The sequence below is a fragment of the Bacillus velezensis genome (genome assembly GCF_001461825.1).
In the GTDB taxonomy this organism is placed as follows: domain Bacteria; phylum Bacillota; class Bacilli; order Bacillales; family Bacillaceae; genus Bacillus; species Bacillus velezensis.
In genome coordinates this window covers 558,302-572,692 of record NZ_LLZC01000020.1, presented here as the reverse complement: position 1 = coordinate 572,692, position 14,391 = coordinate 558,302, and the positions used below count along the sequence as shown (strand labels likewise).

At 39.3% G+C, this 14,391-nt stretch carries 18 protein-coding genes and 1 pseudogene; 14 read left to right on the top strand and 5 right to left on the bottom strand.

Features of this window, described 5'->3' with window-relative positions:
• Positions 1-24: 24 nt before the first annotated feature.
• A pseudogene (locus AR442_RS20915) lies at positions 25-166 on the bottom strand (DUF255 domain-containing protein); the annotation flags it as partial.
• Positions 167-554: 388 nt separating this feature from the next.
• Between AR442_RS20915 and AR442_RS17900 the strand changes: the two are divergent.
• The 3 genes from AR442_RS17900 (at position 555) to AR442_RS17890 (ending at position 2,865) form a co-directional block, all read left to right on the top strand.
• Entirely contained in the window at positions 555-1,544 is a 990-nt protein-coding gene (locus AR442_RS17900) for a S8 family peptidase (protein WP_014419375.1), read from the top strand.
• A 14-nt stretch (positions 1,545-1,558) separates the two neighbouring features.
• A complete protein-coding gene (locus AR442_RS17895) occupies positions 1,559-2,344 on the top strand; it encodes an SAR2788 family putative toxin (protein ID WP_014419374.1) in 786 nt (261 codons plus the stop codon).
• Positions 2,345-2,406: 62 nt separating this feature from the next.
• Complete coding sequence (locus AR442_RS17890) at positions 2,407-2,865, top strand: hypothetical protein (RefSeq protein WP_014419373.1); 459 nt, start codon at positions 2,407-2,409, stop codon at positions 2,863-2,865.
• 128 nt (positions 2,866-2,993) lie between these two features.
• On the opposite strand, the gene AR442_RS17885 is transcribed toward AR442_RS17890, so the two are convergent.
• The gene (locus tag AR442_RS17885) at positions 2,994-3,539 is read right to left on the bottom strand and encodes a hypothetical protein (RefSeq protein ID WP_014419372.1); all 546 of its coding nucleotides are present in this window, start codon (positions 3,537-3,539) and stop codon (positions 2,994-2,996) included.
• Between the two features lie 304 nt (positions 3,540-3,843).
• On the opposite strand from AR442_RS17885, the gene AR442_RS17880 reads away from it, so the two are divergent.
• From AR442_RS17880 to AR442_RS17870, 3 genes are read left to right on the top strand one after another with little or no spacing between them, the layout of a single operon-like run.
• Entirely contained in the window at positions 3,844-4,296 is a 453-nt protein-coding gene (locus tag AR442_RS17880) for a hypothetical protein (RefSeq protein WP_014419371.1), read from the top strand.
• Between the two features lie 14 nt (positions 4,297-4,310).
• Entirely contained in the window at positions 4,311-4,739 is a 429-nt protein-coding gene (locus AR442_RS17875; RefSeq protein ID WP_014419370.1) for an NUDIX domain-containing protein, read from the top strand.
• Between the two features lie 2 nt (positions 4,740-4,741).
• Positions 4,742-5,389 (top strand): HAD family hydrolase, encoded by a 648-nt coding sequence (locus tag AR442_RS17870; protein ID WP_014419369.1) that lies wholly within the window; start codon positions 4,742-4,744, stop codon positions 5,387-5,389.
• 246 nt (positions 5,390-5,635) lie between these two features.
• On the opposite strand, the gene AR442_RS17865 is transcribed toward AR442_RS17870, so the two are convergent.
• Positions 5,636-6,502, bottom strand: a complete 867-nt coding sequence (locus AR442_RS17865; protein WP_014419368.1) for a DUF1259 domain-containing protein — start codon at positions 6,500-6,502, stop codon at positions 5,636-5,638.
• Positions 6,503-6,837: 335 nt separating this feature from the next.
• Positions 6,838-7,269 (bottom strand): GNAT family N-acetyltransferase, encoded by a 432-nt coding sequence (locus tag AR442_RS17860; RefSeq protein WP_014419367.1) that lies wholly within the window; start codon positions 7,267-7,269, stop codon positions 6,838-6,840.
• 120 nt (positions 7,270-7,389) lie between these two features.
• On the opposite strand from AR442_RS17860, the gene AR442_RS17855 reads away from it, so the two are divergent.
• From AR442_RS17855 to AR442_RS17820, 8 genes are all read left to right on the top strand, one after another.
• On the top strand, positions 7,390-7,842 hold the full coding sequence (locus AR442_RS17855) for a MarR family winged helix-turn-helix transcriptional regulator (RefSeq protein WP_014419366.1): 453 nt from the start codon (positions 7,390-7,392) through the stop codon (positions 7,840-7,842).
• Between the two features lie 168 nt (positions 7,843-8,010).
• Entirely contained in the window at positions 8,011-8,889 is an 879-nt protein-coding gene (locus tag AR442_RS17850; RefSeq protein ID WP_012118921.1) for a YitT family protein, read from the top strand.
• A 111-nt stretch (positions 8,890-9,000) separates the two neighbouring features.
• Entirely contained in the window at positions 9,001-9,462 is a 462-nt protein-coding gene (locus tag AR442_RS17845; protein WP_014722085.1) for a MarR family winged helix-turn-helix transcriptional regulator, read from the top strand.
• A 13-nt stretch (positions 9,463-9,475) separates the two neighbouring features.
• Positions 9,476-10,114 carry a nitroreductase family protein gene (locus tag AR442_RS17840; RefSeq protein WP_014419365.1) on the top strand — a complete coding sequence of 213 codons (639 nt, stop codon included), beginning with the start codon at positions 9,476-9,478 and terminating at the stop codon, positions 10,112-10,114.
• A 30-nt stretch (positions 10,115-10,144) separates the two neighbouring features.
• Positions 10,145-10,513: a DUF1304 domain-containing protein gene (locus AR442_RS17835; RefSeq protein ID WP_014419364.1), complete on the top strand. Its 369-nt coding sequence runs from the start codon at positions 10,145-10,147 to the stop codon at positions 10,511-10,513.
• 301 nt (positions 10,514-10,814) lie between these two features.
• On the top strand, positions 10,815-11,708 hold the full coding sequence (locus AR442_RS17830; RefSeq protein WP_053285368.1) for a DMT family transporter: 894 nt from the start codon (positions 10,815-10,817) through the stop codon (positions 11,706-11,708).
• A gap of 91 nt (positions 11,709-11,799) precedes the next feature.
• On the top strand, positions 11,800-13,017 hold the full coding sequence (locus AR442_RS17825) for an MFS transporter (protein WP_053285275.1): 1,218 nt from the start codon (positions 11,800-11,802) through the stop codon (positions 13,015-13,017).
• A gap of 50 nt (positions 13,018-13,067) precedes the next feature.
• Positions 13,068-13,577 carry a DinB family protein gene (locus AR442_RS17820; RefSeq protein ID WP_014419361.1) on the top strand — a complete coding sequence of 170 codons (510 nt, stop codon included), beginning with the start codon at positions 13,068-13,070 and terminating at the stop codon, positions 13,575-13,577.
• Positions 13,578-13,654: 77 nt separating this feature from the next.
• Here AR442_RS17820 and AR442_RS17815 read toward each other — a convergent pair whose 3' ends face one another.
• Positions 13,655-14,317 carry a GntR family transcriptional regulator gene (locus AR442_RS17815; RefSeq protein ID WP_014419360.1) on the bottom strand — a complete coding sequence of 221 codons (663 nt, stop codon included), beginning with the start codon at positions 14,315-14,317 and terminating at the stop codon, positions 13,655-13,657.
• Positions 14,318-14,391: the final 74 nt, after the last annotated feature.

The window sequence follows — 14,391 nt, the reverse complement described above, 5'->3', positions numbered from 1 at the left end:
AATAGAAAGAGACATGCTATCAATGACAAGAATCGGCTTGTTTTCGCGTTTCGCTTTTTCAAATGCTTCTTCTCCCCACGGGTGCCAGTTTACGGGGGTGTGGGCGTGTTGGAGTAAATGGAGACATCTCATCGATTAATCTATTGGGTTTGTTGTTAATTGGCATGGGCTCACCTGCTTTCATGATCCTGGGAAGTTTTCGAGATAAAAAGAGAAAACTCCGGTGATCAAATTCGATTAAGTTAAATGGCGAATTGTTCGCTGACTACGGTTGGGGTACTGGTTTAAAAATAATGAGGAGAACTTGATATTCAAAGAACCGTAAGAGAAAGATTATCTTTAAAACCGTCACTAGCAGAAGTCTTCAAAATTATTTAAGTTAATATGCCAGTTATTGAGATTTGTTTTAAATATGTATTTGAAGGTCAATTTTCTTTATAGTGACTAAGAAATACACTACTTTATAACTGCAATGTATCAATGAAATATTTCCTAAAAAAACTTTGATTTTTAATTGTAGATTGATATAATAGTTTTGTTATTCTTGGCCAAGGATGAGAATATTTTCAAATCTTCAAAAAGTGGTGTTAGCAATTAAAAAACCTCATATTTTATTATTTATATTAATCTTTACATTAGGTTTTTTTGCGTGCTTTTTATTCATTTTTAAGCATATAGAGAGAAATGGAACAGAAAAAATTAATCATAACCGTGTACAAGAAGTACCGTGGGGGGTGAAAAAAATCAATGCTGCTTCAATATGGACTTCAAGAGAGAAACAGAAAGTGAAAGTTGCTATATTAGACAGTGGTATTGATAAAGAGCATAAAGATTTAAAAGGGAAAGTTAAAGGAGAATTTAATCCAATAAACATGACTTTAACCTCAGATGATGATGTGGGGCATGGAACTGCTATTGCAGGCATTATAGCAGCTAAAGATAATAGTTTTGGATTAGTTGGAATTGCTCCAGACACTGAAATATATTCAGTTAAAGTACTAAATTCAAAAGGAAAAGGTTCATTAGATAACCTTGTTAAAGCTATAGAGTGGTGTATTGATAATAATATTCAGGTAATAAATTTGAGTTTTGGATTATCCAAAGATAAACCGTTGTTAAGAGGTGCAATTGATAAAGCAGTAAACAGTGGGATCATAATCGTTGCGGCCGCAGGTAACAATTATGGTGGAGATGTTGATTATCCAGCAGCTTATGAAAAAGTTCTCTCTATTAATGCTGTAGATAGAAATAATAAAATAGCTAACTTTTCACCTAAAGGAAAGATTGACTTTTCTGCACCTGGTGTAGATATACCGATACTATCCCTCAATAATGGATATAAAACTGAAAGTGGTACATCTTTAGCAGCTGCACATGTTACCGGTGTAATATCATTAATTTTACAAAATAGAGATAAATTCGGAATTAATTCAAAAGAGGATATTTATAATCAGGTTAACCATGTATTGTCCAAATTGTCCATCGATCTTGGAAAGAAAGGAAGAGATGAAATTTATGGAAAAGGTTTTTTATCTTTTAAGTAAAGGGGTTAATTTGAATGAAATGTTTTAAAAAGAGTATTGCAGTTATTTTAAGCCTAGTATTAACTTTCACTTTTATTTTACATAATGAATCAAAAGCTGAGGCTTTAAACAATAAGGATTACCAAATTGTAACAAACGATGAAGAGAAATTAGTAATCACAGCGGAAAAAGGCGGAGTTAAAGGTTTAATGACTTTAGATAAAGAAAATATGAAACTTTCATTAATAACCGATGAAATTTCGCAGAAGACTGGTGAAAAAGGTAAAGAATATAAAGTTAATATTGAAAATGCTACAAATGAGAAGATAGAAGCAACTTTTACTGATACGGAAACAAATAAAAAATATGAGATTAATTCAGATGAGGTAACAGCTTCTTTTGTTTGGTTTATACCTATAGGAATAGTTATTGGAGAGGCACTTTTAGCGCATTTAATTTCAATTGGATTAGCTGTGACTATTTCAGGAGTGACTTATGTTGCCTATTCTGAGTTTAAGAAGCGTAAAAGAACCTATTCTCATTATATGGCAGTAAGAAAGTCTAAAGGATTATTTATCGGTAATGGTTTGAAAAGACCTGCTGCAATTGCACGCCTTAAAAGGGGTGATGACACTTGGTCTACGTCGAAGAACAATGCCAAATCTATTGCTAAAGCCGCAAGTCCGATTAAAAAAATAGTTGGTCCGGAGATAGATAAAAAGGGTAAAGGTAAACATTATCATTATCACTCGATCTCTAGGTATAAACATGGAAAAGGTGTCCGTATGAAAGCTCATGCTTTCTATGGTGCAGCAAGATAATATAGATTAATTTATAAACATCTAACTTTAAAGTAATTAAAAGATAGGAGAAGGAGGTAACTATGTTAATTATTGATCACAACCCAAAGGATCAGCTGTATTCAGAGTTAATTGATTTGGCTTTCGAAATTTGCGACGAATTTCATTTAGTTTTAAGAAAAGATATGGGATCTTTAAAATCATTCGATCCTCTGTTAAAAAAACTTGAAAGTTCGTTGAAAGTAATGAAAGAGCAATCAGAATGGGCCAGTACTATTCTAGGAGACAATCAAAAAGCAAAAGTTTATTACTATTATACAGATGAAAACGCAAAAAACATTCTGAAAGAATCCGCAAATTCTTTATATGCTTGGGAGCAGCCACATTTACCAGAAGACTTGTCTTTTTTCAAAGATGGAAAGGAGTGGTTGGTAACATGCTCTCATGAAGAAGAAAGTTATATCGATACTGAAGATGATAAAGAAATACAAAGAATATTGAGTATACCAGGATTAAAAGTGCATTTTGAAAAATGGGATTAAAACCATTCAACTTTTTATAAAAGAGTTGCATGGTTTTTAGTGAATAATAATATATATAAGTAAGGAAACCGTATAGAATGGTTTCCTTACTTATTAAACTAACATTATTCAATTGGGATTTTTCTTGTTTATTTCTTGACTAATACATATTGTTTATCTTCCAAATAGAATATATGACTAAGGTGATTTATATCTTTAAACTTTATATGTTTTCCAAATTGTAAAGTATTTAAATTGATAACTACATCCATACTGTCATCTTTATCTTCATCTTCATATCCATCTAAGCAGGAATATATTTCAACTGATTCACCTTTTGACAAGTGTTTTTCAATGAAAAGAAAAAGTGATTTAATAGATTTACGTTGGCCAGGTGTATTGTTGGCGTGTAAGTACCCTTGTAATTCATATATATAAGGATGTGTGAATTTGTTTCTGACTGCTTCATATCCAGGATCTAAATGAACAATATCAATTCCGTATGCATCTTCTTCTGTGTCATAAACCTTTACAAGTGAATTTTCGCTGTTCTTTCGATTTTTTTTAAATTGAGAGCGTTTGTTGACATCAATTCCTTTTATTTCTAGTTCGGAAATGGGCTTAAGTGTAGGATTCCTGCCATACTCACCAATAGGAAGTTCTTTGTCAGCCCCAATAAAATGATGTAAAGTCAATCTATTTCCTCCTTTATTTTATACAACTAAAATACTCAATCTGACTTTGGATAATGAGATCTTTTTTGTTGTGTCTAACTATGATACTCCGTGTTTGCTTGCCTCATCAAGGCTTGATAATGTTTGGAGGCTGAAGATGGATGATGTGACTGATTTTTAGGCACAAGTTTTTCTTTAGGGAAAGAGGAACCGAATTGAATTAATTTAATTGTTATATTGTCGACGTATACTCCATCAATGTCCATTTAGATTGTATGTTTACAGCTGCAGCTTTTTCTTCGACTATTTCTAACGTTCTTTCAAGTTGATTATATATGTATCCGGAAAATTAAGTATACCGTTTGACCAATTCCAGCGTTATGAAGATTTCGTTGCCAGAATACCAACAATTGAAGAAAAATTGAAGCAGAATAGCATTAAATCTACTCTGCCGGATGCAGCGCCAACAAATCTGCATTGGGTTCTTCCTCAATATGTAACAGAAGCAGTGGAGGAATTTTTAAATCATTTGTCTTTATTATCTGAAGACCTTATTAATGGTGATACCTTACTGCACGCTCCGGTATGGGAACTATGCTGGGATCGTGTTCAAGCAGAAGAGGGTCTTCGTACCAATGTACCTGGATTCTATGTTGCCGGAGATGCCATTGGATGGGCACGCGGAATTATTCAAGCAGCGACTACTGGAATCGTTATTGCAAGAGATATTCTTAATGGTAAAAAACCTTGCGATAAGGAGCTGACATCTACTGTCTAAAAGGAGGACTAACAGTGGAAAAAACAGAGCACCCAAGAGTGGGAGTCGGAGCATTTATTCTGAATGAGGAACAGGAATTACTATTAGTTTTACGAAAGAAGGACCCCGAAGCTAATCATTGGAGTATACCCGGCGGTAAAGTTGAGTGGATGGAAAAGGCAGAAGATACAGTTATCCGTGAAATAAAAGAGGAAGTAGGGGTCACTATTCAGGTTGATTCTTTACTTTGTGTCACAAACCATATTTTACATGATGAGGAGACTCATTGGGTATGTCCGACGTATCAATGCAGTATTCAAACTGGGACTGTAAGAAACTGCGAGTTAAATGCAATAATTGATGTTGGCTGGTTTTCTCTTCAAAATTTGCCTGATCCCTTAACGTTAACTACTAAAAATGCTTTAGAGAGTTATCTTAATAAATTTGAAAGTCAGAGAAAATAAAAATGCATACAATTTTATTCGATTTAGATGGAACCTTGGTAAATAGTGAATGGTTGGCAAAAGAGGCTTATAATCATGGAATTGAAACAGTATTAAAGAGAAAATTAACGAATGAAGAGAGAGAGTCTCTTGTCGGTAAGCCTATTGCGGTTTTTTTGAGAAGATTTCCAAACGAGGCAGAGCAAATACGTTCCTCGATATTGCAGTATTTCGAAAATAAAATCCATCAAATCAGACCGTATCCGGGTGTTATCTCTTTGCTGGAAAGTTTAAGTGAAAGAGGATATGGTTTGGGGATTGTGACCTCACAATTGAAAAAATTTGCTTATGGCGAGTTAATCAATAATAAATTAGATGGGTTTTTTAAAGTCGTTCTCACGGCTGAAGATTGTGATGAGTACAAACCGAGTCCTAAGCCATTACTAACAGCGATAAATCACTTACATGCAGATATAAGCGATTGTTTATATATTGGAGATCAAATGACAGATATTGAGGCAGCTCATGCTGCTGATATGAAAAGTGCGGGCGCATTATGGGGAGAGGGGAATCTTACACACTTATCTGCAGCTTCACCGACATACTTTGTAAAAGAACCCCATCAACTTCTTCGGATTCTGCAAGACAAAAACTATTCCGCTGCTTTTTAACATTCTCACATTAAAGGATTCAGGATAAAAAAGCCGCCGACAAAGCGGCTTTTCTTAAGTTAAGATGCCAAATATAAAAAAAAGGCTAACCTCTGCTCTCCTTGTTTTATTCAAACTTCAATCTGTATGGTTATGTCTTTCCTAGAGGCACATAGGCTTGGTTTTTGAAGAGTAAATCTTTTTTGTTTTCGGTTGATCATATGTAAAAGCGATTATTTTAATCGCTTTTTGATACTTCAAAACATGCTAAGCTTTGACCTCTTTATCAGTAAGCACTCTTAAAGCATCTCTCACTTTTAAGGCGAAGTTGACAGGTTTATCAATCGATTCGAAATGAATATACATCAGTCTCGGTTTATCAAACAGCCAGTGATTGTGAAGTGACGTTACAGTCAGATCATGTTTCCGAAGGATGCTGATAAATGGATTGATTTCTTTTTGCAGAATTACAGTTTCTCCGCTGCAAAGAGCACGGCCGTCTTTTGTCATTGATTCAAATGAAAACATTTGCGGAATGAGCAAAAATGATCTTCCGGGCCGTCCCAGTACTACTGGTTTTATATTCGTTCGGGATCTCATTACTGTACAAATTCCATTTTCAAACGTATGCATGGTTCCGCCTAGAATATCGTTGAATTCGTCACAAAGACCATGCCGTTCAATCATTTCCCCGTCAGTTTTTGGTACCGCACGCACAGTTTTAGTAGTTAGAACTCTCAGGGCCTCTCTCACTTTTCTTGCAAAATTGAGAGGTTTATCAATTGATTCAAAATGCATAAACATCAGACGCGGTTTATCAAACAGCCAATGGTTATGAACGGCAGTTACGATGATACCGAATTTGCGCAGCTCACTCATTAACGGGTTCACTTCTTCTTGCAGTAAAACAGTCTCACCTAAACATAAAGCTCTGCCTTCCCGATCCATGCTTTCAAATGAAAAGGCCTGAGGAATAAAAGGAAATGCCTCGGCTCTTCTTCCGAGTACCACCGGATGAATGTTGCTTCGAAATCTTGTCGCCGTACATACGCCATTTACGACACTTGGCGTTGAATTGAGAATTCTAGCAAATTCTTTGCAGAGCCGTGATGGCTCCATACTCGTTTCTTCCACTTCATATCTCCTCCTGGAATCTATTTATAACGTACTTAGTATTAAAGATATGTGAAGATAGAAAGAATGTAACGCGTCAGCAGTCCATATTAGAGAGAATCAGCCTTTCTTGCATAATTCAGGATTTCATTCCCTTTTTATAATCTCTTTAACTGTTAATTTTTAATAGATTAAAAGCTTTTGATCGGACTATTTAAGAAATGAAAACACTATAAATTGGTAGTTTTATCCTGGGTTTGATTTTTTTAAGGCGTTCAGGCTAAGAAAAAAAGCCTTTATACAAGGCTTTCGGTAAATAATTCATACAGCCGTTTGGCTGCTCATTCAGTGACAGCTCACAGCTCTTTTGTCATCAAGACATGCGGGATGCCGTCTTCCATAAATTCCGGTGAATCTGTCTGATAGCCCAGTTTGTGATAAAAGCCTTCCGCATGTGTTTGTCCATGCAGTTTACATTGGGTGATGCCTTTTTCTTTTACCATGTTTTCTAATTCGCTTATGATGACTTTGCCCAACCCATATTTGCGGTAAGGCTTCAGGATGCAGATTCGTTCGAGCTTGCCTGTATGGTTTACGATGCGGACGCGTCCTGTGCCGGCAGGCTGATTTTCATGATAAACCAAGACATGCCCGCACTGTTCCTCAAGTGTATCGAACTGATCAAATTCATCGGATTCAGGTACTTGCTGTTCCTCAATGAATACTGCTTTTCTAATCTCAAGCGCTGCTTGTAAATCAATTTCCGTTGTTATCCTTTTTATCTGCATGATCAACCAATCCTTTTCACATGTTAGTCTGGACTGCACGGCTTGCTTGTGTTCTTATAGAAGTAACGATAAAACAATTATATTGCAAATGCAACAAAAACATGAAGGGTTTGAAAAGATATGACTGATATTTTGCGGGAAATCGGTATGATCGCACGGGCACTGGATTCCATCAGCAATATTGAATTTAAGGAATTAGACTTAACAAAAGGGCAGTATCTCTATCTTGTGCGTATATGTGAAAACCCGGGAGTGATACAGGAAAAAGTGGCGGAAATGATTAAAGTAGACCGAACAACAGCGGCGAGAGCAATCAAAAAATTGGAAATACAAGGGTTTATTGAAAAGCGTCCTGATGATCAAAATAAAAAAATAAAAAAACTGTTCCCGACTGAAAAAGGGAGAAAGGTTTATCCGTTATTGCAAAGAGAAGGAGAGCATTCTGGGGAGGTAGCCCTGTCCGGCTTTACATCTGAGGAAAAAGAAACCATTTTCAGCCTTCTTCAGCGGGTGAGAAAAAATATAGAACATGATTGGGAATATGTGAAGAAGGGGAATAAAAGAGATTATTGATGGTTATTAATTCCTTTTGGTGAATGATTAAAGTCATAAATGGATACGTTATCTGTGAAATCTCCTTCCTCGGTTCCTGCTTCAACATAGCCGATAGGCTTATTTTTAACGAAAAGTATCAATTATGGTATATTTAAATAAGAAAAAATAATTGAAGCGGGGAATGATATGAGTACAATCGAAAAACAAAGACGTAAGAAATTCAGAGTGAAATCAATCGTACGGGCCATCATGGTCATCATCGGCGGAATTATTGCCGCGTATGGACTGGAAACCGTATTGATTCCGAATAGTGTATCTGACGGCGGTGTAACCGGACTCAGCATTGTCGGTTCACAGCTGTTTCATTTGCCTCTTGGGATCTTAATTGCGGTGATCAATATACCGTTTGTCTGGTTAGGATATAAGCAAATCGGGAAAGGTTTTGCGTTTCTATCAATTATCGGTATTGTCTCACTTGCCGCGGGCACGAGTTTTTTCCACCACACACCGGCTATCATCGAGGGAGACACCCTGTTAATCACCGTTGTCGGCGGGATTATTCTCGGCTTTGGAATGGGATTGGCATTGCGCAACGGCGGCGCATTAGATGGAATTGATATGCTGGCTGTGCTTCTGTCACGGAAATTGCCGTTTGGCACGAGCGACCTCATTTTATTTTTAAACATGTTTGTGTTTATTTTTGTTTCTTTTGTATTTGGGCTGCAAGGCGCATTGCTTTCGGTCATTGCTTACTACATTGCATCTAAGGTGATTCATGTGGTTGAGGAAGGCTTAAGCGGTTCTAAAACATTTCAGATTATCACCAATGAGCCTGCATTAATGGTAGAGACCATTCGTGAAGAATTGGGCCGGAGCGCTACTTATAAAGAAGCATACGGCGGTTTTTCTCATGAAAAATTCCAAGAAATCACATGTGTCATCAACCGTTTGGAAGAAACCAAACTGAAAGAAATTATTAATGACATTGATAAACAAGCCTTTGTGACGGTATATGATGTCGCAGAAGTAAAAGGCAGTAATTTCAGAAAAGTCCATAATCATTAAGTAGAGAGCTGCCGTTAACCGGCAGCTTTTTTTAAAAAAGGAGAAAAAACTTGCAAAAAAAGAATGGCGGCTGTATATTATTGATATATCAAATATTGACTAGTCAATTAATTGCGCAAAAGAAAGTGGGGATGGGTTTTGACAGCATGTTGTTCAGAGGAAGGCGAGATTTTATATCAGCTCCAATCACTGCACAAAGTGATCGGCACGAAGTTTGAAGCGTGCACCGGAATCAGCCAATCCCGCCTTGAGCTTCTCGCCGTGCTTTTTTACGTCGACGAGATCAGCCAAAGCGATCTTCAGAAAAAGGTGAATATTGATGGCGCAGCCGTGACAAGACACTTGAAACAGCTTGAAGCCAAAGAAATGGTCACAAGAAGGCGGAAGCCCGAGGACAACCGAATTATACTTGTCCGGCTTACTGATCAGGGGCGGGAGAGAATTGAGGCTTCCAAAAAGGAGAAGGAGCGTTTCATAAAGGAAATGCTTGCCGGTGTCAGCGAGGAAGAACGCAGTATGTTAAAAAACGTATTGTCGCAGATGCAGAATAATATAGAAAATATGAAAGCATAGGAGTGTATTACACATGAAAACAGAACTGAAAACAAACGACTTTATGGACATTATGAAAGGCCGCCGTTCCATTCGGAATTACGATCCGGCTGTTAAAATCAGCAAAGAAGAAATGACTCAAATTCTGGAAGAAGCAACGACAGCACCGTCTTCAGTCAACGCGCAGCCGTGGCGTTTTCTCGTCATTGACAGCCCTGAAGGAAAAGAAAAACTCGCGCCGCTTGCCAGCTTTAACCAAACACAAGTCAGCACATCATCTGCGGTGATCGCGGTTTTCGCAGATATGAACAATGATGACTATTTAGAAGAAATCTATTCGAAAGCGGTCGAACTGGGCTACATGCCGCAGGAAGTAAAAGACAGACAAATCGCTGCGTTGACGGCGCACTTTGAAAAACTTCCGGAGCAAGTGAACCGTGAAACGATTCTGATCGACGGAGGCCTCGTTTCCATGCAGCTGATGCTTACGGCACGCGCGCACGGCTATGACACAAACCCGATCGGCGGCTACGATAAAGAAAAGATCGCCGAGGTTTTCGGAATGGATAAAGAGCGTTATGTACCGGTCATGCTGTTATCAATCGGAAAAGCGGCAGACGAAGGATATGCTTCCTACCGTCTTCCTATCGAAACAATCGCACAATGGAAATAAGGTTGAGGTAAAGCTGAGAGGAGAGGGACAGTGGACATAATTGCGGCTGTTTTCGTCGGAATTGTAGCTTTAGAACATATATTTATCATGATACTTGAAATGTTTTTTATCAATTCGAAGGCAGCTAAGCGGTCCTTCAAATTGCCGAAGCATTTAGAAGGTGACCGGAATGTAGCGGTCATGTTTGCAAATCAAGGTCTGTATAATGGATTTCTGGCTGCCGGTCTCATTTGGGGGCTGATCCTCGGAGCTGATCCGATGGGCCATATGATTCAACTGTTTTTCGTCATCTGTGTGGTCATCGCGGCCATTTTCGGAGGCTTTACTTCAAACAAATCAATTATCGTAAAACAAGGACTTCCGGCTGTTTTAGCGCTTATTTTTCTTTTAGCGGCGTAGCAGACGGAGTGAGGGCTTCCGGAATGGGAGCCCTCTTTTTTTATTCTGTTTTGAAAATCATTCCTGATAAATGGGTGATTCCGGTCGCTTGTTCTTAAGATGATAGATTAATTTGAAAGCCGATGCCTGCGCGCATCGGCTTTTTTTCGGGTGATAGAAATACATTTTAGTATATAAAACAAAAAGGGAAACTGCTCACAGAATCGAAATAAATAATATTCGCACTAAGGAAAGGTGTAAATCTATGAGCAAAGTCTAAGTGAATACTCCGCCAAAACTAAACCATCCGTTTCTCGCCGGAATGTTGTTTATGATTGTTGGTAGGCTGTGTTTTGCCTCAAAATCGATCTTTATTAAGTGGGCTTACACATTCGGAGCCACCCCGGAGTCAACGCTATTTTTCAGACAAATGATTGCAACCCCTCTTTTTTGCATCATTTTTCTTATGTATCGTGCAAAATTATCTGAAAAACCGGCAAAGGCTGATATAGTCAGAGCAGGGATCACGGGTCTGCTCGTTTTTTTTCTATCACCGCTGTTGGACTTTATCGGGCTGCATTATGTTTCAGCTATTGTAGAAAGGATGCTCGTTATGAGTTATCCGATTTTTGTCATGATTATCTCTTTTTTCGGAAAAATGGAGAAAATCACCGCTGCAGACATCATTTCTGTCGTTGTGGTCAGCATAGGAATCTTTTTTTCCATTGGCGGCTGGAACCTGCACGAATTGAGTGCTAATATATTTGGCGCTTTTCTCGTTCTTCTGTCGTCCGCGGTTTACGGACTTTATTTGGTCTTATCCGGTCAGCTTGTTCGCAAAGTAGGGAGTATCCGTATGAATGCATATGGGATGTCCTTAGCAAGCATTGCCATGGTGCTTTTTTTAATCGCAAGAAAGGGTTTTGGCTATCAGACAGAGCTATGGTCGTTTCAGCCACCCGTATATTTCCTTTTTTTAATCATTGCTGTATTTACAACAGTCGTTCCTTTTTTATTTATGCTGGAAGGTATCAAACGGATTGGGGCAGTAAGAGGGTCTTTGATTTCAATGATGGGCCCGATCATCACAATCATCTTTGGCGCTTTTTTCTTGGGCGAGCGCTTAACATGGATACAGTGGATAGGCTGTTACATTGTCCTAAGCATGATTACTTTTTCGGAAGGCAGAAAGATCAAATTAAAGGTGAGAGCCTGACATACGAAAGCCTCCCACTAAGGAGAGAAAGTAAACGAAAAAATAAGCCGATGCCTGCGCGCTTCGGCTTTGGGGAGTGAGGTTGCTGAGGATGAATATGAAGAGAGCGTATTATGCTATTTTATACAGCCAGACCGCTATCAACTTGGGGTTCTCACTTTATACGATGGCTGTCATCTTGTTTTTGTTTACAAAAACCGGTTCGACGGCGATGGCCTCTCTTATGACGTTCGTCAGCATTGTATGTCGCGTATTGGGCAGCGCCGTTTTGCCGCTGGTCACCGGCCGGTTCACGCTTCGGTCTTTGTTAATCAGTTCTCAATTGATACAGATCACACTGTTAGTCTGTTTGTTTTTTGTCATCCAAACCGGTTCATCCGCATTCTTTTTTCTGCTGTTTTGTCTGATCGGAGGCATTTCTTTTTGCAACGGATGGTTTGCTCCGATAAAAAGCGCGCTGATTGGGGAAATCATTCCTCCTGATCGAAGGGCGAAAGCGAACGGTTTATTATCTGCGGCGGATCAAACCGTTCAGTTTGCGGGGTGGTCTCTCGGCGGCGTCATCATAGCGTTCTTGGGAGAGAGCGATACAATGATCGTCACTGTCATGTTATTGGTTTCTTCGCTTTTGGGCATCATTCTGTTTCTTCAAGTACGCATGTGTGCGCCGGCAGCAGTCAGGGAACGTTCCCTTTTTGCAGATGCGGCAAGCGGCTGGGTGTATTTATTTCAGCAAAAACAGCTCAGGGTTCTCATTGTGATGGATGTGATCGAATCGTGGGCAGGCATGATATGGATCGGGTCTGTGTCCTTAACTTATGTGCATGACGTCCTTCATAAAGGAGAGGCTTGGTGGGGGTATGTCAACGGAGTCTATTATGCAGGGACGATGATCGGCGGACTGATCATCTATAAGCTATCCGGTAAGTTTCAGCATCATCTCATTCCGCTTATGTTGACGGGAGCTTTGGCATATGGAATGTTCACGTTTATTTATGGGTTGATCACAAGCGCCGTTACGGCCCTTTTTCTGGTGCTGTGTATGGGGCCGGCTTGTGTATTACGAGATCTCACGCAGGAAACATTACTTCAAAACATCACGACCGAAAAGACAAGGGTCAATATATTAGCGGCGAGATCAGCTTTAGTTCAGTTCATTTTTATGTTTTCCATTATCGGAACGGGGGTTATCTCGGATGTATTCGGCGTGCGGTTTATTTATATTGGCGCAGGCCTCCTCTTATTAATTTCGGCTTTTATCGGATTTTCTCAGCTGCGAATGAAGAAGATGGTACAAAGCCGCATGTAGTGTAGTATAATTAGGAACGTACGTTCTATATCGAGAGAGGAGAGGGTAATGTGGGACATCTGGCACTGAAATTGTATGATTATCATCTTTGGGCAAATCAGCAAATATTCACCCGGCTTAAAGAGCTTCCGGAGGATGTGTATCGTAAGGAGATTCAAAGTGTCTTTCCGTCGATAGCCGGTGTATTGACTCATGTGTATCTGTCGGATAAGGGGTGGTTTGATGTGTTCTCCGGAGAGCGTCTGGAGGATACGCTGAAATCAGCTGAACAGCAAAAAGAGGACATCTTGTCTAAAGAGATAGAAGAGCTGGAAGATATGTTCTCGGAATTATCAGACCGGTATCAATTATTTTTGCAAAAGGAAGAAAATATCAGTCTCCCCCTTGAAATAGAGCATCCGTCAGGTGACATCATGAAAACCGCAGCGGCCGATATGATCCTCCATGTTGTGAACCACGGAACGTATCATCGCGGGAATATAACAGCCATGCTCAGACAGATGGGGTATGCTTCTGTGCCTACGGATTACGGTATTTATTTATATATAAACAAAAAGTAAACAAGACAGCCAACGCGGCTGTCTTGTGATATCAGTAAAAAAGCCAAATCATATGAGTGATTTGGCTTTTTCGTTTGCTATGCCATGTTCTGCAGCCGTTCTAAACTGTTTTTCCAATTCGCTTCAAGCGCTGTAAAAGCAGCGGCGGCATCTTGCTGTTCTAATGCGTGAATGATATCAGAATGTTCATTATATGATCTGTTTAAAGCGCCGTTTTCACTGAAATAGCGGATTTCCATTCTCTGAATTTTGACTTTCAGGCTTACTAGCAATTTGTGAAGTTCGGCGTTGTCCGCAAGCAGAATGATGCGATGGTGAAATGCATTGTCCGCTTCCAGGGTGGCCAGTTTATCGCCGTCTTTCATCATTTGAAGAAGATTTTCATTCAGCTGTTTCAATTCCTGAATCACGGCATCGTCCACATGCGGGAGAGCTTGCTGCAATGCGAGTTTTTCAAGCGTCCAGACGATGGAATACAAGTTTTCCGCTTCTTTTAACTCAATCGGAGCGACAAGCGTCCATCTGTTCGCTTTTGTTATCACCAAGCCGTCATCTTCCAGCCGCAATAAGGCTTCCCGTATCGGGGTGCGGCTGATTCCCAATGTTTCCGACAAATCCTTGTCCTTTAACTTTGTTTCCGGTTTGAGCTTGCCCGTTATGATCCAGTTTCTGAGTGTGCGATACACTTCGTCCCGCATGATGGTTCTTTTCAGCACAGGTTCTTTGTTTTGATTATCCAATGGAACACCTCATGAATCGTAGTATACATATTTGCATTTTACCACAGTCCGGGCGCTGGTTAGAAATGAAGAGG